Raw genomic sequence first — 19,130 nt, 5'->3', positions numbered from 1 at the left:
CCCATGGCCGCCATCGAGATGAAGAACATCGTCAAGCAGTACGGCGACGGCTTCCCGGCCGTGAACGACGTCAGCATCGACGTCGCGGACGGCGAGTTCATGATCCTGGTCGGACCGTCCGGGTGCGGGAAGTCGACGCTGCTGCGGATGATCGTCGGCCTGGAGGACATCACCTCCGGCGACATGATCATCGGCGGCGACCGCGTGAACGAGAAGGCCCCCCGCGACCGCAACCTCGCGATGGTCTTCCAGAACTACGCGCTCTACCCGCACCTGACCGTCTACGAGAACATCGCCTTCCCGCTCCGGCTGTCCAAGCAGCACAGCGACGAGGAGATCGACACCAAGGTCCGGGAGGCCAGCCGCCTGCTGGAGCTCGACGAGCACCTGGACCGCAAGCCCGGCAACCTCTCCGGCGGTCAGCGGCAGCGGGTCGCGATGGGCCGCGCGATCGTCCGCGACGCCCAGGCGTTCCTCTTCGACGAGCCGCTGTCGAACCTGGACGCCAAGCTGCGCGGTCAGATGCGCACCGAGATCTCCCGGCTGCAGCGCAGGCTCGGGATCACCACGGTCTACGTGACCCACGACCAGACCGAGGCGATGACCCTGGGCGACCGGGTCGCGGTGCTCAAGCGCGGCATCCTGCAGCAGCTGGCGACGCCGCGGGAGCTCTACGACCAGCCGAACAACCTCTTCGTCGCCGGCTTCATCGGCTCTCCCCCGATGAACTTCCTGCCGGCCACCGTCCAGGGCGACCAGCTCGAGCTGCCGTTCGGGAAGGTCACCATCCCGGCCGAGAAGGCGTCGAAGGTGCAGGGGAAGGACCTGGTGATCGCCGGCATCCGGCCGGAGTACTTCGACGACGCCGCGGTCGTGGACAGCGCCCGGCTGGCCCAGGGCGCGACGTTCCGCGCCACGGTGGACGTCACCGAGTGGCTCGGCAACGAGGCCTACGCCTACATCCCCTTCGAAGCCCCCGCCGACGTGCGCGAGCAGCTGTCCGCGCTCGAGAAGGAGCTGGAGATGGAGGCGATGCACCCGCAGCTGGTCGTGAACCTCGACGCCGCGAGCCGGATCCGGGAGGGCGAAGAGGCGGACATCTTCGTGGACGCACGGAAGATGCACCTCTTCGACCCTTCCAGCCAGGAGAACCTGACCGTGGGTCTGTGACCCGTCGTCCTACTCAGACGCCGTGCCGCGGCGGAGGAAGGGCGGGCGCGCCGGGCCCTTGCGCTGCACGTGCACGGACCCCATCAGCGCCAGCCCGCGGACCCGCACGACCGGGGAGCCGCCGTCCAGCGCCGGGTCGACCTTGGGCCGTTGCTCCGAGAACTCCCCCATCAGGCCGAAGCCGTCGAGGACCACCTGGGTGTGCGCGTTGACCACCACGTCGATGCTGCCCATGATCGCGCAGGCGTCGATCGTGACCTCGCGGGCGGCCAGCCGGGCCTCCCGCAGGTCGAGCGTGATGCTGCCCATGAACGCGACGGCGGTGTGCCGCTCCGGCATCTCCCAGACCCCGCGACGCTTGCAGTCGCTCATCACCGAGACCGACGCGGCGTGCCGGGCCGCGACGGGTTCCGGCGCGTCGAGGGGAGGCACCGGAGCGGGGGCCGGCCGCCCGGACACCGGGAGGTCGTGCGTGATCGGGACGAGGTCGCCGTAGGTCTTCGCGGCGTACGTCGCCTCGAGCCGGTCGTCGAGCTCGTCGAGGTCGATGCGCCCCTCCCCCGCGGCCTGTCGCAGCACCTCGGCCACCTGGTGCCGGTCATGGTCGGAGATCCGCAGCGCGCTGGCGTCCTGCCGCTGGACCCCCGAGGCTGCCGCGGCGCGACCCGGGTCCCCCGCCTGTCCGTCCATGTCGCCATCCTAAACGCGTGGATTACGCTGCGGGGCCATGAGCGAGAACCCCGACTTCGCGTACTCGGACCTCCTTCCGACCGGTGCGGACCAGACGCCGTACCGGTTGCTGACCAGCGACGGGGTCAGCACCTTCGAGGCGGGCGGGCAGCGCTTCCTGCGGGTCGAGCCGGAGACGCTGCGGGCGCTCACCACCGAGGCGATGCACGACATCGCGCACTACCTGCGTCCGGCCCACCTCGCGCAGCTGCGTCGGATCATCGACGACCCGGAGTCCAGCGGCAACGACCGGTTCGTCGCCCTCGACCTGCTCAAGAACGCGAACATCTCTGCCGGTGGGGTGCTGCCGATGTGCCAGGACACCGGCACGGCGATCGTCATGGGCAAGAAGTCCGAGCGGGTGCTCACCGGCGCCGACGACGCGGAGTGGATCAGCCGCGGGGTGTACGACGCCTACACGCGGCTCAACCTGCGCTACTCCCAGCTCGCCCCGCTGACGATGTGGGAGGAGCAGAACACCGGCACCAACCTGCCGGCCCAGATCGAGCTCTACAGCACGCCGGCGGACGGCGAGCCGGCGTACAAGTTCCTCTTCATGGCCAAGGGCGGCGGCTCGGCCAACAAGTCCTTCCTCTACCAGGAGACGAAGGCGATCCTGAACCCGGCACGGATGGTCGAGTTCCTCGACGAGAAGATCCGCTCGCTCGGCACCGCCGCCTGCCCGCCGTACCACCTCGCGGTGGTCATCGGCGGCACCTCGGCGGAGTTCGCGCTGAAGACCGCGAAGTACGCCTCCGCGCACTACCTCGACGACCTGCCGACCTCCGGGTCGATGAGCGCCCACGGGTTCCGCGACCTCGCCCTCGAGGAGGAGGTCTTCACGCTGACCCAGTCGTTCGGGATCGGTGCGCAGTTCGGCGGCAAGTACTTCTGCCACGACGTCCGGGTGGTCCGGCTGCCGCGGCACGGCGGCTCCTGCCCGGTGGCGATCGCGGTCTCCTGCTCCGCGGACCGGCAGGCGCTGGCCAAGATCACCGCCGAGGGCGTCTTCCTCGAGGAGCTCGACCGCGACCCGGCCCGGTTCCTGCCCGAGGTCACGCACGAGCGGCTGACCGTGTCCGGCGGCGCCGCGGACGGGCTCGAGGCCGAGGTCGTCCAGGTCGACCTCAACCGCCCGATCCAGGAGGTGCTCGCCCAGCTGTCCGGGCACCCGGTGAAGACGCGGCTGTCGCTGACCGGCCCGTTGGTGGTGGCGCGCGACCTCGCGCACGCCAAGATCAAGGAGCGGCTCGACGCCGGCGAGGAGATGCCGCAGTACCTCAAAGACCATGCGGTCTACTACGCCGGCCCGGCCAAGACCCCCGAGGGCTACGCCTCCGGCTCGTTCGGGCCCACCACAGCCGGCCGGATGGACTCCTACGTGGAGCAGTTCCAGGCCGCCGGCGGTTCGCTGCTGATGCTGGCCAAGGGGAACCGGTCGGTGCAGGTCACCAACGCCTGCAAGGCGCACGGCGGGTTCTACCTCGGCTCGATCGGCGGCCCCGCGGCGCGGCTGGCGCAGGACTGCATCAAGTCGGTCGAGGTGCTGGAGTACCCCGAGCTCGGCATGGAGGCCGTCTGGAAGATCGAGGTCGAGGACTTCCCGGCGTTCATCGTCGTGGACGACAAGGGCAACGACTTCTTCGCCGAGCCGGCCGGGCAGACCACGATCCCGCTGTCGGGCCTCCGGGTCCGGTCCGCCGAGAAGGCCTGACCCGCCGCTGCCGCCCCGCTGCGTGCGGCGCCCCGCGGGACGTCATACGCTCCGTGGGCCATAGGCCACGAGGTGTATGACGTCGGAGGAGCAGGAGGGGGTCGCGCGATGGAGTACGTCGAGGTCGCCCGCGCCGAGTCGCCCCGCGGCGAGCTGGTGCTGCGCGAGCGGCAGGAGCCGGGGCACGGCCCGCGGGTGCTCGAGCTGCGCGTCAACGGCGTCTTCGTCATGGACACCCTCGAGACCGCCACCGAGCGGCAGCTCGCCGCGGCGGCGCTGGCCAAGGTGGCGGATCCGCGGGCGGTCGTGGTCGGCGGCCTCGGCCTCGGGTTCACGCTGCACGAGGTGCTGGCCGACTCGCGCGTCGAACGCGTCGTGGTGGTGGAGATCGAGGACGCGCTGGTGCGCTGGATGCGCGACGGCACGATCCCGCACGGACCGGCCTTCTTCGCCGAGGAGCGGCTCGCGGTCGTCGTCGCCGACATCCGGATGGCGATCCGCGAGGCCGCCGAGGCGGCGTACGACCTGGTGCTCCTCGACGTCGACAACGGCCCGGGCTACCTCGTGCACGAGGAGAACGCGGCCCTCTACGAGCAGACGTTCCTGGCCGAGGTGGAGCGGGCGCTGCGCCCCGGCGGCGCCTTGGTGATCTGGTCGGCCGACGAGGCCCCCGCGCTCGCCGAGGCGATGGCGACCGTGTTCGGCAACGTCACGCCGATCGTGCACGACGTGGTGCTGCAGCACGGCGGCCGCCAGGAGGCCGGCACCCGCACGACGCAGTACTTCCTCTACCTCTCCCGGCGCTGACCGGAGGCTGACCGGGCTGAGCGACGAGTGCCCGGCGATCGCCCGAGAGCCGCCGGAGCGGCTGCGGTAGCGTCCAGCCCATGGCTGACGACTACCGCATCGAGCACGACAGCATGGGCGAGGTCCGCGTCCCGGCGCAGGCGCTGTGGCGTGCCCAGACCCAGCGCGCCGTGGAGAACTTCCCGATCAGCGGCTCGACCCTCGAGGCCGAGCACGTGAAGGCGATGGCTCAGGTCAAGGCCGCCGCCGCCAAGGTGAACGCGGAGCTCGGCGTGATCAGCGCCGACAAGGCCGACGCGATCCGCGCCGCGGCGGCCGAGATCGTCGACGGGCGGCACCTCGAGCACTTCCCGGTCGACGTGTTCCAGACCGGCTCCGGTACGTCGTCGAACATGAACATGAACGAGGTGCTCGCCACCCTCGCCGGGCGCGCCGGCGTCGAGGTTCACCCCAACGACCACGTCAACGCCAGCCAGTCCAGCAACGACACCTTCCCGACCTCGATCCACGTGGCCGCGACCAGCGCCACCAGCGACACCCTGCTGCCCGCGCTCGAGCACCTCGCCGGCGTGCTGGAGTCGAAGGCCGAGGAGTTCGCGGACGTCGTCAAGTCCGGCCGCACCCACCTGATGGACGCCACCCCGGTGATGCTCGGCCAGGAGATGGGTGGCTACGCCGCCGCCGTACGCCTCGGCATCGAACGCCTCCAGAGCGCGCTGCCGCGGGTCGCGGAGCTGCCGCTCGGCGGTACGGCGGTGGGCACCGGCATCAACACGCCGCCCGGCTTCGCGGCGGCCGTGATCGCGGAGCTGGCGTCGGCCACCGGGCTGCCGTTCACCGAGGCCCGCAACCACTTCGAGGCGCAGGGCGCCCGGGACGCGCTCGTCGAGCTGTCCGGGCAGCTGCGCACCGTGGCGGTCAGCATCACCAAGCTGTGCAACGACCTGCGCTGGATGTCGTCGGGACCGCGCACGGGCCTGGCCGAGATCAACCTGCCCGACCTGCAGCCGGGCTCGAGCATCATGCCCGGCAAGGTGAACCCGGTCCTCCCCGAGGCCACGCTGATGGTGTGCGCGCAGGTGATCGGCAACGACAGCGCGGTCACCGTGGCCGGCGCCTCCGGCAGCTTCGAGCTCAACGTGATGATGCCGGTGATGGCCCGCAACCTGCTGGAGTCGATCCGGCTGCTCTCCACCTCGTCGGTGCTGCTCGCCGACCGGTGCATCGCCGGGGTCACCGCCAACGTGGACCGGATGCGGAACTACGCGGAGTCCTCACCGTCGGTGGTGACGCCGCTGAACCGCTACATCGGCTACGAGAACGCTGCCAAGGTCGCCAAGACCGCGCTGGCCCAGGAGAAGACGATCCGCGAGGTGGTCGTCGAGATGGGCTTCGTGGAGAAGGGCGACCTCACCGAGCAGCAGCTCGACGAGGCGCTCGACGTGGCGTCGATGACCCACCCCTGACGCGGGAGCCCGCGGGCTCAGTACCAGCCGTGGCCCTGCTTGAAGCTCCACGCGGAGCAGGGGGTGCCGTAGCTGCTGCGGATGTAGTCCAGGCCCCACTCGATCTGGGAGGCCGGGTTCGTCATGTAGTCCGCGGGCAGGTTGTCGTGGGTGCCGCCGGTCAGCGCCTGCGGGATGCCGTAGGCGGTGGAGCTCGGGTTGTCGGCGTGCGGGTTCCAGCCGCTCTCGCTCATGTACAGCGAGTCGAGGCAGCTGAACTGCGAGTCGGAGAAGCCGTACTTCGGCAGCAGCCGGCGGGCGATGTCACGAGGGTCCGCGGAGCTGAGGTCCTCGGTGCGGGTGGCCTGGCCGCCGGACTCCTGGTCGAGCGCGAGGTCCTTGGCGTCGGGCTCGGCGTCGCGGCGGTCCGAGCGCGACACGCTGCGCTCGCGTCCGGGAAGGTCGGTGACGTCGGCCTGGCCGGCCTGCAGCTTCTCGGCGATCGCGACGGGGTCGGCGGCCGCTGCGCTCAGCGAGGCGGCGGAGCTGCCGGCGGCGTCCTGCTGGGCCAGGATCCCGGAGGACACGGCCATGCCGGTGGCGGCGACGGCGACACCGGAGAAGATGAAGGAGGTCCGGATGCCCTTCTTCAGGGCAGGCTCGGGAGCCGGTCCTCGGTGCGTCGGGACGTAGGCGTCACGTCGGGGCACAGGGGGTCTCACAGACACGATCGGCGACAAGGAAAGGCCCCAGCCGGAGCCGGGACACTCTGAACACCGTGCCTGATCCGTTTGGGTCATGCAAATCGGGGTATACCGCCGATCCCCCTGCGGGGTGTCCCACGTCACCGGGAGTGGACGATCCCGATGCCGGATCGAGGATTTCGCCGGTGTTCACCGCCCGGCTACATCCGGACATGTCGCCTGAATCGGTCTAGACCGACGCTGGTGGCCGGTGTGAGCACACCCACGCTAGACCGGTGGCCGCCCGGGCCCTTTGCCAGGCGGTACGCCGGCACGACGGGGCCCGCCGGCAGCGTCGACCGCCGGCGGGCCCCCGGTGCCGCGGGTCAGAGCGTGACGCTCTCCAGCATCTCCGTCACGAGCGCCGCGATCGGCGACCGCTCGGAGCGGGTCAGCGTGACGTGGGCGAACAACGGGTGCCCCTTGAGCTTCTCCACGACCGCGACGATGCCGTCGTGCCGGCCGACCCTGAGGTTGTCGCGCTGGGCGACGTCGTGGGTGAGCACGACCTTGGAGTTCGCCCCGATCCGGGAGAGCACGGTGAGCAGCACGTTGCGCTCGAGCGACTGGGCCTCGTCGACGATCACGAATGCGTCGTGCAGCGACCGGCCGCGGATGTGGGTGAGCGGGAGCACCTCCAGCATGCCGCGGTCGAGCACCTCGTCGATGACGTCGCTGGTGGTGAGCGCCCCCAGGGTGTCGAAGACCGCCTGGCCCCACGGCGACATCTTCTCGGACTCGTTGCCCGGGAGGTAGCCGAGCTCCTGGCCGCCGACGGCGAACAGCGGCCGGAACACCACCACCTTCTTGTGCTGCCGGCGCTCCATCACCGCCTCCAGCCCCGCGCACAGGGCCATCGCGGACTTGCCGGTGCCGGCGCGGCCCCCGAGCGAGACGATGCCGACCTCGGGGTCGAGCAGCATCTCCAGGGCGATCCGCTGCTCCGCCGAGCGCCCGTGGATGCCGAACGCCTCCCGGTCACCGCGGACCAGGTGCACCCGCTTGTCGGCCTTGATCCGGCCCAGCGCGCTGCCGCGCTCGGAGAGCAGCACCAGCCCGGTGTGGCAGGGCAGGTCGCGGGCCTCCTCGAGCTCCAGCACCCCGTCGTCGTAGAGCTCGTCGAGCTCGGCCGCGGTGACGTCGACCTCGGCCATCCCGGTCCACCCGGACTCGGCGGCGAGCTCGGCGCGGTACTCCTGGGCGTCCAGCCCGACCGCCGACGCCTTGATCCGCATCGGCAGGTCCTTGGAGACCAGCGTGACGTCGTGGCCCTCGGAGGAGAGGTTGCAGGCGACGGCGAGGATCCGGGAGTCGTTGTCGCCGAGCCGGAAGCCGGAGGGCAGCGAGGCCGGGTCGGTGTGGTTGAGCTCCACGCGGATCGTGCCGCCGCTGTCACCGACCGGGACCGGCTCGTCGAGCCGGCCGTTGCGGACCCGGAGCTCGTCGAGCGCCCGCAGCGCGGCCCGGGCGAAGTAGCCGAGCTCGGGGTGGTGCCGCTTGCCCTCCAGCTCGGTGATCACCACCACCGGCAGCACGACCTCGTGCTCCTCGAAGCGGTGCAGGGCGCCGGGGTCGGCCAGCAGGACGCTGGTGTCCAGCACGTAGGTCCGGGGACCGTCGGCCGCGCCGGTGTCGGGCTGCTCCTCCACCCCGGTGCGCGTCCGCGCAGACGCGGACGTCCCGGCGCGGGCGGGAGATGACGCAGTGCTCTTCGATGCAGCCACAGTTCGTCCCCTTCAGGCCCGGCACGCGCACTCGCGCCCCGGTCCTCAGATCTCTCCGGTGGACCGGGACCGGGCCCGGAGGTCTGAGTGCAGACCTCCGTGTGCTGCTGGATCGTGATGCTTCACGACTGGGCCTCCCGAACGGCTGGCTTCCCCACCTGCCGTCCCTGCGAAGGTAAGCCTGCACCGGGGCGTGTGGCCAACGACACGCCCGAACGCGAGGTGGCGGGCGGGTAAAGCCTCGGAGCCGCACCGGGAGGGCCCGGTGCGAGGTCAGGAGCCGTAGCGGCGGTCGCGCTCGGCGTAGGCGCGCAGTGCCCGCAGGAAGTCGACCCGCCGGAAGTCCGGCCAGTAGGCCTCGCAGAAGTAGAACTCGCTCTGCGCGCTCTGCCACAGCAGGAAGCCGCCGAGCCGCTGCTCCCCGGAGGTCCGGATCACCAGGTCGGGGTCGGGCTGGCCGCGGGTGTAGAGGTGCTGGGCGATGTGCTCGACGTCGAGGATCTCGGCGAGCTCCTCGATCGAGGTGCCGCGCGAGGCGTGCTCCTGGAGCAGGGAGCGTACGGCGTCCGCGATCTCGCGGCGGCCGCCGTACCCGACCGCGATGTTCACGATCAGCCCGTCGACCTCGCGGGTCTCGTCGGCCGCCTCCTTGAGCCGCCGGGCGGTGTCCGCGGGGAGGAGGTCGAGCGCGCCCACCGGGTTGAGCCGCCAGCGCTGCTGGTCCGCGAGGTCCTGCACCGCCTCCTCGATGATCCCGAGCAGGCCGCCGAGCTGGTCGGCGGGCCGGTTCAGGTTGTCGGTGGAGAGCAGCCACAGCGTGACCACCTCGACGCCGACCTCCTCGCACCAGTCGAGCAGCGGGGAGATGTTCGCCGCGCCGGCGCGGTAGCCGTGGGCGGTGTCGCGGCCGACGGCGCGGGCCCAGCGGCGGTTGCCGTCGAGCATCACGCCGACGTGCTTGGGGACCTTGTCGGGCGGCAGGTGGCGGACCAGCCGTCGCTCGTAGGCCGGGTAGAGCACCCGCCGTACCGCCTGCTTCCAACCCGCCACGATCCACCACCTTACCCGCGCCGGACCCCCGGCGGCGCTCACTTGCGGCGCCCCGGTGTGCCGCAGCCGACACGGCGCAGGGCGAGCAGGGCGGCCGGCTGCCGGTAGGTTCGCAGGCATGGACGACCACTCCCCCGCCTCCCCCACGGCCCGCCTGGGTGAGCACGTCCGCGAGGCGCTCGAGGACGTCAAGCCCCGGCTGCGCGGCTGGCTGCACGCGGTGACGGCGCCCCTCGCGCTGGCCGCCGGCGTCGTGCTCGTCGCACTCTCCCCGACCGCCGAGACCCGGATCGGCTCGGCGGTGTTCGCCGCCACGGCGCTCGTGCTCTTCACGGTCTCCGCGATCTACCACCGCGGCACCTGGGGGCCCCGCACCTGGGCGTTCCTGCGCCGGTTCGACCACGCCAACATCTTCCTGCTGATCGCCGGCACCTACACGCCGTTCTCGCTTCTGCTGCTGGAGGGCCGCAACGCGGTGATCCTGCTCAGCGTGGTGTGGACCGGCGCGATCCTCGGGGTGCTGTTCCGGATCTTCTGGGCGGACGCGCCGCGCTGGCTCTACACGCCGATCTACATCGCGCTCGGCTGGGCCGCGGTGTTCTTCTTCCCCGACTTCGTCGACGACACCGGCACCGCGGTGCTCGTCCTGATGGTGGTCGGCGGCGCCCTCTACACCCTCGGCGGCGTCGTCTACGGGTTCCAGAAGCCGGACCCGTTCCCCCGCTGGTTCGGCTTTCACGAGGTCTTCCACACGCTGACGATCGCCGCGTTCATCTCGCACTACGTGGGCGTCTCGATCGCGACGTACTCGTTGCGCTGATCGGGCCGGACCCCTTTACGTCCGGTCGATTCGGGCGTATTTTCGAGGCATCGGTCCCCTCGATCGAGACGGAGGTGTTGCACATGCAGTCCCCCGCACGATCACACCACGAGCCGGAAGGCCCGTGACGTAACAGATGTTGCCGACCGACGGGGAAGGCGCGGTTCCGACCGCCCCTTCCCCGTCGTCATGTCCGGAGGCCGGTGCCCACCGGGTCAGCGCGCGGCCAGCAGCCCGGCCAGCTCCTCGACGGTGGTGACCGGGCGGTCGCAGACCATCCCGCGGCAGACGTACGCCGCCGCGTGGCCGTCCACCAGCGGACGGTCCGCGAGCAGCGGTACGGCGGCCGCCGGGCCGCCCGGGGAGCCCGGTGCCCCGACCGCGACGACCGCCCCGGGGCTCGTCGTCCGCCGGGCCGTCCGCTCCAGCTCGGCACGGGCCGGGTCGTCGGCGTCACCGACCACCGCGACCTCCACCGGGCCGGCGAGCGCCGCCTCCGCGGCGGCCAAGGACCAGCCGGCGAACCGGGGCACCCGCTCGGCCAGCACCCGCACCTGCCGCAGCGCCGCCTCCGCCGCGTCGCGGTGCCGGCCGGAGCCGGTGAGCGCCGCCCAGCCCAGCAGCGCGTGCACCAGCGCGGACTGCCCCGACGGGCTGGCGTTGTCGCTGGGGTCGCGCGGTCGCGCCACCAGGGCCTCGGCGTCCACTGCGGTGTCGTAGAACCCGCCGTCGTCGGCGGCGAACCGGGTCAGCGCCTGGTCGAGCAGCGACCCGGCCCGGGTGGCCCACTCGCCGTCCCCGGTCACGGAGGACAGCGCCAGGAAGCCGTCGGCCACGCAGGCGTAGTCCTCGAGGACGCCGGTGTGCCGGCCGGCGACGCCGTCGCGGGAGACCCGCAGCAGCGCGGGCCCGTCGAGGTGCAGGTCGACCAGCAGCCGTCCGGCGGCCACCGCGGCGTCGACGTAGCGCGGCTCGTCGAGCAGCGCCCCGGCCTGCGCCAGCGAGCTGATCGCCAGCCCGTTCCAGGCGGCCACCACCTTGTCGTCGCGGGCCGGGCGGACCCGGTCGGCGCGGGCCCGCAGCAGCCGTGCCCGGATGCTCTCCCAGCGGCCCGGGTCGTCGGGGTCGCGCAGCAGCTGGAGCGTCGACGTACCGTGCTCGAAGGTGCCGGCCTCGGTGACCGTGAGCAGGTCGGCCGCCCAGGCGCCGTCGTCCTCGCCGAGCACCTCGACCAGCTCGGCGGGGCTCCACGCGTAGAACTTGCCCTCGACCCCCTCGCTGTCGGCGTCCAGGGCGGACGCGAAGCCGCCCTGGGCGGTGCCGAGCTCGGCGATCAGGAAGTCGGCGGTCTCGCGGGCGACGCGCTCGGCGAGTGGGTCGCCGCCCTGCCGCCACCAGCGGGCGTAGACGCCGAGCAGCTGGGCGTTGTCGTAGAGCATCTTCTCGAAGTGCGGCACCACCCAGCCCCGGTCGACGGAGTAGCGGGCGAACCCGCCGCCGAGCTGGTCGTAGATGCCGCCGCGGGCCATCGCCGTCAGCGTCGCCGAAGCCAGGTTGGCGGCCTGAGCGGAGCCGGTGCGGGCCGCGTGGCGCAGCAGGAACTCCAGCACCATCGAGGGCGGGAACTTCGGCGCGATCCCGAAGCCGGCGTGCTGGGCGTCGTAGTCGCCGGCCAGGGCCCGCACCGCGCCGGCGAGCACCTCCTCGTCGATCGGCGCCTCGCCCGCGGGCATCGCCTGGCCGCGCAGGTGCTCGGCCACGTCGCGGGCGACGGTGCCGACCTCGTCGCGCCGTTCCCGCCAGGCCGCGGCCAGCGACTCCAGCACCTGCCGGAACGCCGGCTGCCCGTGCCGCGGCTGGTCCGGGAAGTACGTGCCGGCGAAGAACGGCTCCCCGGCAGGGGTGAGCACCACCGTCATCGGCCAGCCGCCGTGCCCGGTCATCGCCGTGGTCGCCTGCATGTAGACCGCGTCGACGTCGGGGCGTTCCTCACGGTCGACCTTGATGTTCACGAAGTGGCTGTTCATGAACGCCGCGGTCGTCTCGTCCTCGAAGGACTCGTGAGCCATCACGTGGCACCAGTGGCAGGCGGCGTACCCGACGCTGAGCAGCACCGGCCGGTCCGAGGAGCGCGCCTCGGCGAAGGCCGCCTCGGACCACTCCCACCAGTCCACCGGGTTGTCCTGGTGCTGCAAGAGGTACGGCGACGTCGCGCCGGCCAACCGGTTCGCCATCGAGCTTCTCCCGTCACGGCAGGCAGTGGTGCAGCCAGTGTGACGCAGGCACGGTGGCGTCCCGAGCGGGCGTCCGGCGGGCGTCGCCGACGCCTCCTACTGGGGAACGGCCTGGAAGTAGCCGGTGGTGCGGCTGCTGGACAGGTAGTCGTAGATGACCGGGGTGTTCACGCACACCCCCACCGAGTGGAGACCGGCGCTCATCGGCTGGCTCACCCCCGACAGGAAGTAGAACTGCTCGGAGTAGCCGGGGGGCACCTGTTGCGACGCGAACTGGTTGATCGGAGTGAACCGATCGCCGAAGCAGAGACCGATCGAGGCGTCCACGTTGGAGGCGAACTTGGTCCCCACCGCACCGACCAGCTTCTGTGCCGCCGTCAGATCGATGTCAACGGGTCTGCCGATCCAGCTGAACTGGGAACCGGAGGGATAGGGGAAACCTCCGCCGAAGTCGTCGATGCCCACCACGGCTCCGGTCGGGCCTGCAGGCCCGGTCGCCCCGTCGGCACCCGCGGGCCCGGTCGCCCCGTCGGGACCCGCAGGCCCGGTCGCCCCGTCGGCACCCTTAGGCCCGGTCGCCCCGTCGGCACCCTTAGGCCCGGTCGCCCCGTCGGCACCCTTGGGCCCGGTCGCCCCGTCGATCCCGTCGATCCCGTCGGAACCGGCGGGACCCACGGCGCCGGTCAGGCCGGTCGCGCCGGTCGCACCCCGGGGTCCGGTGGGGAGCTGACTTCTCCTGAAGTCCTTGGCGCGCAGGGAGTGGTCCTTCACGTCGGCACTGGTGACGGTGCCGTCCTTGATGTCCGCGCCGGTGATCGTCCGAGCGGCATTGGCAACCACCGGGTTGGTCGCGAGCAGGAAGCCGATGGTCGCGACACACGCGACCGACAGTGCTTTGGGTTTCATGGGGGTCTCCTCGACGGCGCGGAGAGCCCGCGACTCGAGTGCCACTGTCCTCGCAATGAGGGCTAAGCGGGTTTTAACCGACAAATCCGGTCGGGATGGTCGTCCTACCTCGGTGACCGTGCTCTCTGCGATCGTCCAGCGCTCCTGGCTTCGGGTCCTTCGCCCCTGAGCCGGGCTGGCGCATTCCGGTGGTCTGGTGATGCGCAGGCACGAGGAGGCGGGTCGGGAGGGGTGCAGGATGAGGGGACGATCGGGCAAGGAATGGCCGAGGAAGATCAGGCTCCGCGACGTGTCCCTCTACGTCGACGCGGTGGGACACGGCGAGCCGCTGGTGGTCATGCACGGCGGTCCGAGCGGGGACCTGTGGACGATGGCGGCGTTCCGGCGCTGCGCCGACCGCCACACCCTGGTCTTCTACGACCACCGGTGCAACGGACGTTCGGTCGGTGTTCCCGTGTCCTCGATGACGTGGGACAACCTCACCGCGGATGCCGACGCCCTGCGCAACCACCTCGGCTTCGAGAGGTGGGCCGTGCTCGGGCACTCGTTCGGCGGCCACGTGGCGCTCGAGCACGCCCTGCGCTACCCCGAGCGGGTCTCCCGGCTGGTGCTGCTCGACACCGGCGCCGACAGCCGATGGGCCCGGGAGAACGCCCCGCGGGTGGTTGCGGGACGGGGGTTCGGGCCGGCCAAGGTGGAGCTGGTCCGCCGCTGGTTCCACGGCGAGTTCACCCCGCGGGAGTACCTCCCGATCTTCTGGCGGATCAGTGACGCCTACGTGCACGGCTCCGGCGTCCGGTTCCTGGCGCGGGTGCTCGCCGAGGGCGGCTGGCGGTCGCGGGTGCGCCCGGAGGCGCTGATCTTCGCCGGCCAGGAGCTGCTCGCCGGTTGGTCGGTGTTGGACCGGCTCGCCGAGATCAGCGTGCCCACGCTCGTGATGGCCGGGCGCCAGGACTTCGTCTTCCCTCCGGAGTGCCAGCAGGAGCTCGCCGACCGCATCCCGGGAGCGCGGCTGGTGATCGTCGACGACGCGGGCCACAACCCGCACGACGAGAAGCCGGACCAGGTGCTCCGGGAGCTGCGGAAGTTCCTCGGCCCGGGTGGCGGGACCACCTGAGCGCGTCCGGGCGGCTCTCAGAGGGTCTCGAGCAGCTCGTGCTCGCGGACCAGCGCCAACGACAGCGTGCGGTAGCCGACGTCCTCGAACAGCACCGTGACCCGGTCCTCCTCCACGTCGGTGACCGTGCCCTCGCCGAACTCGTCGTGGCGCACCCGCCCTTGCAGCGGGAGGTCGGGATGCCGCCAGTCGCCGCTCGTCGCGGTGCCGGCCACGCAGTTGTCGCAGTCGCCGCACGGCTCGGCCTGCTCCTCACCGAAGTAGGCGAGCAGGAAGTCGGAGCGGCAGCGGGTCGTCTCGGCGTAGCCGCGCATCATCTCCACGCGCGAGTGCTGCAGCTTGCGGTGTCCCTCCGCGCGCTCCAGCACGGCATCCACCAGGTCGGAGGGCCGCGCTGCGGACGGCACGTGCTCCTCGAGGTCCAGCAGGTTGAGGATCCGGCCGACCTTCCGGGGCCCGAGGCCGGTCCGCTCCTGGATCCGCAAGCGGTCGTCGTCACCGAGCCGCCGTACCGCTGCCACCACCGCGGCCACGTCGTCCCGCTTCGGGACGCCGCCGGTGAAGAACCGGCCCAGGGAGAGGTCCTCGGGCCGGTACATCAGCGTCGCGGCGGCAGGCTCGCCGTCCCGGCCGGCGCGGCCGACCTCCTGGTAGTAGGTGTCCGGGGACTCCGGCACCTGGGCGTGGACCACGAACCGGATGTCTGGCTTGTCGATGCCCATCCCGAACGCCGAGGTCGCGACCATCACCTCGACCTCCCCGTCCATGAACCGCTCGTGCGCCTGGGCGCGGGCCTTGCGGGGTAGGCCGGCGTGGTAGATCGCGACCGACCTCCCCTGCTCCTCGATGGCGGCGGCGTACTCCTCGGTCGCCTTCCGGGTCCGGCAGTAGACGATGCCTGACCCCTCGGTCGCCGCGACGGCCTCCAGCGCCGCCCGCCGCTGCTGCTCGACGGTGGCGGAGCGCTGCACCGAGAGCGCGATGTTCTCCCGCTCGAAGCCGGTCACGACGAGCCGGTGCTCGCGCAGGTGCAGCCGCTCCACGATGTCCTCGCGCACCGGCGGCGCCGCGGTCGCGGTCATCGCCACCACCCGCGGCGAGCCCAGCTCCTCGATGAGCTCGCCGAGCCGGAAGTAGTCGGGCCGGAAGTCGTGCCCCCAGGCGGAGACGCAGTGCGCCTCGTCGACGGCGACCAGGCTGGGCCGGAGCGCTGCGACGGCGGAGCGTACGTCGTCGTTGGCCAGCTGCTCCGGGGACAGGAACAGGAACTCCACCTCGCCGGCGCGCACCCGCTCGAGCGCGTCCTCGTGCTCCGCGGGCGACTCCTCCGAGCTGATCCGCACCGCACGGGTCCGCGCTCCGCCGTCCTCCAGGCCGAGGATCTGGTCGTGCTGCAGCGCCAGCAGCGGCGAGACGACGACGGTGCAGCCCTCCAGCAGCACGCCTGCGACCTGGTAGGTCAGCGACTTCCCCGAGCCGGTCGGGGAGACCAGCAGGACGTCGTGGCCGCCCAGCAGCGCCCGCATCGCCTCGCCCTGTCCGGGCAGCAGGCTGCTGTGCCCGAAGACCCGCCGGGCGGTCTCCCGGATCCGGCCGGCGGCGGCGCCACCGTCGGCTGCGCCACCCGCGCTCACGCGGGACGACCGGCGTTCTGGAACAGGGTGAGCGTCTCCCCGCGCCGCACCGACCGGACCTCGGTCGGCAACCCGGACCGGCCGGCGAGCCGCTCGAAGTCGGCGAGCGGGGAGCGGAAGACGCCGTAGTCGTCGTAGTGCACCGGCACCGCCTCGGTGGGCCGCGCCCGGCGCAGGAAGTCCACGCCCTGCTCGGCGTCCATCGTGACCGTGTGGAACAGCACCCGGGTGCCGCCCAGGTGCACCACCGCGGCGTCGATGTCGGGGAAGCGTTCGCTGATCTCGTCGACGTGGTCGCCGGTCAGGGTGTCGCCGCTGACGTAGACCCGGCCGGTCATGTCGGCGCCGTTCCGCAGCTCCAGCATCGAGCCCATCACCGGGGCAGCAGGGCACCCATCACGCCGCGGGCGTGGACGGCAGGCAGCGCGGTGACGGTCAGCGTCTGTTCGCCGCGGGTCAGCGTGCGGGACTCCCAGGTGCGCAGGCCGACCGTCGCGAAGCCCCACCGGTCGAGCCGTCGGGCGGCAGCCGGGGTGGTCAGCACCGGCTGCGAGCGGGCCAGGCCGGCTTTCGCGACCCGGTCGAAGTGGTCCCCGTGCAGGTGCGAGAGCACCACGGCGTCCAGCTCGGGCAGCGCGTCCGGCTGGATCGCCGGCTCGGTCAGCCGCCGCGACCACAGCCCCTTGCCCAGGTAGGCACGCTGGCCGCGGTGCAGGAAGTTCGGGTCGGTGAGCACCGTGAACGGGCCGAGCCGGAGCAGCGTGGTGGCCGTCCCGACGAAGGTGAGGCTGCTCATCGACGTCAGCCGGCCGGCTTCAACGGGTCGTGGCCGATGCTCATCAGCTTGTGCCGCCACGCGTCGTCGCCGGCGGTCGGCTCGAGGTCGTCGCGGCGCTGGTCGTGGACCCTGCGGACGACCTTCTCCATGACCCGGACGTCGTCCGGGGTCAGGTCGGTGCGGCGCTTGCCGAGGATGTGCAGCACCTGCTGCCCGGTCGGGGTGCCGGCCTGATCGGGCAACACCTCGGCCTCCTCCTCGGCGCTGCGCACGCGGAGCCAGTCGGCGAGCTCCCGCGAGGTCATGTTCACCACCCGGTGGAACTCCTCCCACAGCTCGTCGGGCACCAGGTCCTCAGCCATCGCTGCGCCTCCTCTCGGTTTCGTCGGCGCCTCCGGGAACGGTGGACGCCACGGCGCGACCGACGTACCCCACGCCCCCGGCGGGCATGCGGAGGTGTCGGCCGGGGTGCACCGGGAATACCGCGGAGAGCGGGATCCTTGTACCCAGTGGATACCCCGCTAGGTATACCCTCGACCCACCACCGGAAGGACCTCCTCCATGGCTACGACCGCTCTGACCGCCTCCAGCTTCGAGCAGACCGTCTCCGAGAACGACATCGTCCTCGTGGACTTCTGGGCCTCGTGGTGCGGCCCGTGCCGTCAGTTCGCGCCCACCTTCGAGAAGGCCGCTGACGTCAACCCCGACATCGTGTTCGGCAAGGTGGACACCGAGGCCGAGCAGGCGCTCGCCCGCGCCGCGAACATCACCTCCATCCCGACGCTGATGGCCTTCCGCGAGGGCGTCCTCGTCTTCTCCCAGCCGGGCGCGCTGCCGCCGCAGGCCCTCGACCAGGTCATCGACGCGGTCCGCAGCCTCGACATGGACGAGGTGCACAGCCAGGTCGCCCAGCAGCAGAAGCAGGCTGAGGGCTGATGCGCTACACGCTGGACCGGAGGGTCCCGCTGCCCTACGCGGAGACCGTCGCCCTGGTTCGCGCCGCCCTGGCCGACCAGGGCTTCGGGATCCTCACCGAGATCGACATCGCGGCCACGCTCAAGGCCAAGCTCGACGTCGACGTCCCCGCGCAGGTGATCCTCGGGGCCTGCCGGCCGCCGCTGGCGCACCAGGCCCTGCAGGTGGACCCCTCGGTCGCCGCGCTGCTGCCCTGCAACGTCGTCGTCCGCTCGCTCGGCGACGGGGAGTCCCTCGTCGAGGCCGTGGACCCGCAGACGATGGTCACCCTCACCGGCAACCCCGGGCTCGGCGCCGTCGCCGACGACGCCGGCTCCCGCCTCACCGCCGCGCTCGACGCCCTCCCCCCGTCCTGAAAGGACCCGCTCATGCAGCTACCTCCCGAGGAGATGGGCTCCGCCATCAACCGGCTCAAGCGGGCCCGCGGCCAGCTCGAGGGCGTGATCCGGATGCTCGAGTCCGGCCGTGAGTGCGAGGACGTCGTCACCCAGCTCGCCGCGGTCAGCCGCGCCCTGGACCGGGCCGGCTTCTCCATCGTCGCCACCGGCCTCAAGCAGTGCATGACCGACGGCGAGATCAACGAGCTCGACACCGCCAAGATGGAGAAGCTCTTCCTCTCCCTCGCCTGAGCCAAGGAGGTACGTCGATGGACGCGCGCGACTGGGACGAGCGCTACGCCGGCACCGAGATGGTCTGGTCCGCCGGACCCAACCAGTTCGTCGCCTCCGAGCTGGCCGGGCTCCGGCCCGGCCGGGCGGTCGACCTGGCGGCCGGCGAGGGGCGCAACGCCATCTGGCTGGCCGAGCAGGGCTGGGAGGTCACCGCGGTCGACTTCTCCCTGATCGGCCTGGAGAAGGGCCGCCGCGCCCTCGCCGTCCATCCGGCCGGAGCCGACCTGCACGTCGACTGGGTCCACTCCGACGTCCTGGAGTGGACCCCCGGGCCGGTGGGCTACGACCTCGCGCTGATGGCATACCTGCAGATCCCGGCCGACCAGCTGCACACCGCCGTACGCCATGCCTTCACCGCGCTGGTGCCCGGCGGGACGCTCTTCGTGGTCGCCCACGACTCCACGAACCTCACCGAAGGCACGGGCGGACCGCAGGACCCCGACGTGCTCTACACCGCGGAGGACGTCCTCGCGGCGCTGGACGGAGAGCGCTTCGACGTCGAGCGGGCCGAGCGGGTGGCGCGCACCGTCCCCGCAGCGGACGGGCACGGGGGCGAGCCGGAGCGCACCGCCTACGACGCGCTGGTCCGCCTGGTCCGCACGGCCTGAGAGCT

General features: G+C 72.0%; 20 protein-coding genes. 10 read left to right on the top strand and 10 right to left on the bottom strand.

Features of this window, described 5'->3' with window-relative positions; genetic code table 11:
* Nucleotides 1-3 precede the first annotated feature (3 nt).
* The gene (locus H9L09_RS13965; RefSeq protein WP_187577501.1) at nt 4-1,170 is read left to right on the top strand and encodes an ABC transporter ATP-binding protein; all 1,167 of its coding nucleotides are present in this window, start codon (nt 4-6) and stop codon (nt 1,168-1,170) included.
* A gap of 9 nt (nt 1,171-1,179) precedes the next feature.
* On the opposite strand, the gene H9L09_RS13960 is transcribed toward H9L09_RS13965, so the two are convergent.
* Nucleotides 1,180-1,860, bottom strand: a complete 681-nt coding sequence (locus tag H9L09_RS13960) for a DUF1707 SHOCT-like domain-containing protein (RefSeq protein WP_187577500.1) — start codon at nt 1,858-1,860, stop codon at nt 1,180-1,182.
* 37 nt (nt 1,861-1,897) lie between these two features.
* Between H9L09_RS13960 and H9L09_RS13955 the strand changes: the two genes are divergently transcribed.
* From H9L09_RS13955 to H9L09_RS13945, 3 genes are all read left to right on the top strand, one after another.
* Nucleotides 1,898-3,613 (top strand): fumarate hydratase, encoded by a 1,716-nt coding sequence (locus H9L09_RS13955; RefSeq protein ID WP_187577499.1) that lies wholly within the window; start codon nt 1,898-1,900, stop codon nt 3,611-3,613.
* A 108-nt stretch (nt 3,614-3,721) separates the two neighbouring features.
* Nucleotides 3,722-4,420, top strand: a complete 699-nt coding sequence (locus H9L09_RS13950) for a spermine/spermidine synthase domain-containing protein (RefSeq protein WP_187577498.1) — start codon at nt 3,722-3,724, stop codon at nt 4,418-4,420.
* An 80-nt stretch (nt 4,421-4,500) separates the two neighbouring features.
* A complete protein-coding gene (locus H9L09_RS13945; protein ID WP_187577497.1) occupies nt 4,501-5,886 on the top strand; it encodes a class II fumarate hydratase in 1,386 nt (461 codons plus the stop codon).
* 17 nt (nt 5,887-5,903) lie between these two features.
* Here the strand turns inward: H9L09_RS13945 and H9L09_RS13940 are convergent, their stop codons facing one another.
* From H9L09_RS13940 to H9L09_RS13930, 3 genes are all read right to left on the bottom strand, one after another.
* On the bottom strand, nt 5,904-6,575 hold the full coding sequence (locus H9L09_RS13940; RefSeq protein ID WP_187577496.1) for an aggregation-promoting factor C-terminal-like domain-containing protein: 672 nt from the start codon (nt 6,573-6,575) through the stop codon (nt 5,904-5,906).
* Nucleotides 6,576-6,934: 359 nt separating this feature from the next.
* The gene (gene phoH2 / locus H9L09_RS13935; protein WP_187577495.1) at nt 6,935-8,257 is read right to left on the bottom strand and encodes an RNA 5'-3' helicase PhoH2; all 1,323 of its coding nucleotides are present in this window, start codon (nt 8,255-8,257) and stop codon (nt 6,935-6,937) included.
* A 348-nt stretch (nt 8,258-8,605) separates the two neighbouring features.
* Nucleotides 8,606-9,382, bottom strand: coding sequence for an isoprenyl transferase (locus H9L09_RS13930; protein ID WP_246456020.1), 777 nt, complete (start codon nt 9,380-9,382; stop codon nt 8,606-8,608).
* Nucleotides 9,383-9,500: 118 nt separating this feature from the next.
* On the opposite strand from H9L09_RS13930, the gene trhA reads away from it, so the two are divergent.
* Nucleotides 9,501-10,202: a PAQR family membrane homeostasis protein TrhA gene (gene trhA / locus H9L09_RS13925; protein WP_187577493.1), complete on the top strand. Its 702-nt coding sequence runs from the start codon at nt 9,501-9,503 to the stop codon at nt 10,200-10,202.
* A gap of 215 nt (nt 10,203-10,417) precedes the next feature.
* Here trhA and H9L09_RS13920 read toward each other — a convergent pair whose 3' ends face one another.
* Together H9L09_RS13920 and H9L09_RS22495 are read right to left on the bottom strand one after the other, a co-directional pair.
* Nucleotides 10,418-12,436: a thioredoxin domain-containing protein gene (locus H9L09_RS13920; RefSeq protein WP_187577492.1), complete on the bottom strand. Its 2,019-nt coding sequence runs from the start codon at nt 12,434-12,436 to the stop codon at nt 10,418-10,420.
* Between the two features lie 96 nt (nt 12,437-12,532).
* Nucleotides 12,533-13,387, bottom strand: coding sequence for a collagen-like protein (locus H9L09_RS22495; protein ID WP_223164049.1), 855 nt, complete (start codon nt 13,385-13,387; stop codon nt 12,533-12,535).
* Nucleotides 13,388-13,580: 193 nt separating this feature from the next.
* Between H9L09_RS22495 and H9L09_RS13910 the strand changes: the two genes are divergently transcribed.
* On the top strand, nt 13,581-14,459 hold the full coding sequence (locus H9L09_RS13910; RefSeq protein WP_223164048.1) for an alpha/beta fold hydrolase: 879 nt from the start codon (nt 13,581-13,583) through the stop codon (nt 14,457-14,459).
* A 17-nt stretch (nt 14,460-14,476) separates the two neighbouring features.
* Here the strand turns inward: H9L09_RS13910 and H9L09_RS13905 are convergent, their stop codons facing one another.
* Genes H9L09_RS13905 through H9L09_RS13895 form a run of 4 tightly spaced genes read right to left on the bottom strand, consistent with a single transcriptional unit; the run spans nt 14,477 to nt 17,233 of the window.
* On the bottom strand, nt 14,477-16,093 hold the full coding sequence (locus tag H9L09_RS13905) for a RecQ family ATP-dependent DNA helicase (RefSeq protein ID WP_223164047.1): 1,617 nt from the start codon (nt 16,091-16,093) through the stop codon (nt 14,477-14,479).
* Nucleotides 16,090-16,458 carry an MBL fold metallo-hydrolase gene (locus H9L09_RS22490; RefSeq protein ID WP_223164046.1) on the bottom strand — a complete coding sequence of 123 codons (369 nt, stop codon included), beginning with the start codon at nt 16,456-16,458 and terminating at the stop codon, nt 16,090-16,092. The genes H9L09_RS13905 and H9L09_RS22490 overlap by 4 nt, the downstream gene beginning before the upstream one ends.
* A gap of 8 nt (nt 16,459-16,466) precedes the next feature.
* Nucleotides 16,467-16,889, bottom strand: coding sequence for an MBL fold metallo-hydrolase (locus H9L09_RS22485; protein ID WP_223164045.1), 423 nt, complete (start codon nt 16,887-16,889; stop codon nt 16,467-16,469).
* Between the two features lie 5 nt (nt 16,890-16,894).
* The gene (locus H9L09_RS13895) at nt 16,895-17,233 is read right to left on the bottom strand and encodes a DUF3140 domain-containing protein (RefSeq protein ID WP_187577490.1); all 339 of its coding nucleotides are present in this window, start codon (nt 17,231-17,233) and stop codon (nt 16,895-16,897) included.
* Nucleotides 17,234-17,432: 199 nt separating this feature from the next.
* Here H9L09_RS13895 and trxA point away from each other — a divergent pair, with 199 nt between their 5' ends.
* Genes trxA through H9L09_RS13875 form a run of 4 tightly spaced genes read left to right on the top strand, consistent with a single transcriptional unit; the run spans nt 17,433 to nt 19,125 of the window.
* Nucleotides 17,433-17,807, top strand: a complete 375-nt coding sequence (gene trxA, locus H9L09_RS13890; protein WP_187577489.1) for a thioredoxin — start codon at nt 17,433-17,435, stop codon at nt 17,805-17,807.
* Nucleotides 17,807-18,202, top strand: coding sequence for a DUF302 domain-containing protein (locus tag H9L09_RS13885; protein ID WP_187577488.1), 396 nt, complete (start codon nt 17,807-17,809; stop codon nt 18,200-18,202). Before trxA ends, H9L09_RS13885 begins: the two co-directional genes overlap by 1 nt.
* 12 nt (nt 18,203-18,214) lie before the next feature.
* Nucleotides 18,215-18,475, top strand: coding sequence for a metal-sensitive transcriptional regulator (locus H9L09_RS13880; protein ID WP_187577487.1), 261 nt, complete (start codon nt 18,215-18,217; stop codon nt 18,473-18,475).
* Between the two features lie 17 nt (nt 18,476-18,492).
* Nucleotides 18,493-19,125 (top strand): class I SAM-dependent methyltransferase, encoded by a 633-nt coding sequence (locus tag H9L09_RS13875; RefSeq protein WP_187577486.1) that lies wholly within the window; start codon nt 18,493-18,495, stop codon nt 19,123-19,125.
* Nucleotides 19,126-19,130: the final 5 nt, after the last annotated feature.

This window comes from Nocardioides mesophilus (assembly GCF_014395785.1).
Taxonomy (GTDB): domain Bacteria; phylum Actinomycetota; class Actinomycetes; order Propionibacteriales; family Nocardioidaceae; genus Nocardioides_B; species Nocardioides_B mesophilus.
This window is presented reverse-complemented; position numbering and strand designations above follow the sequence as displayed.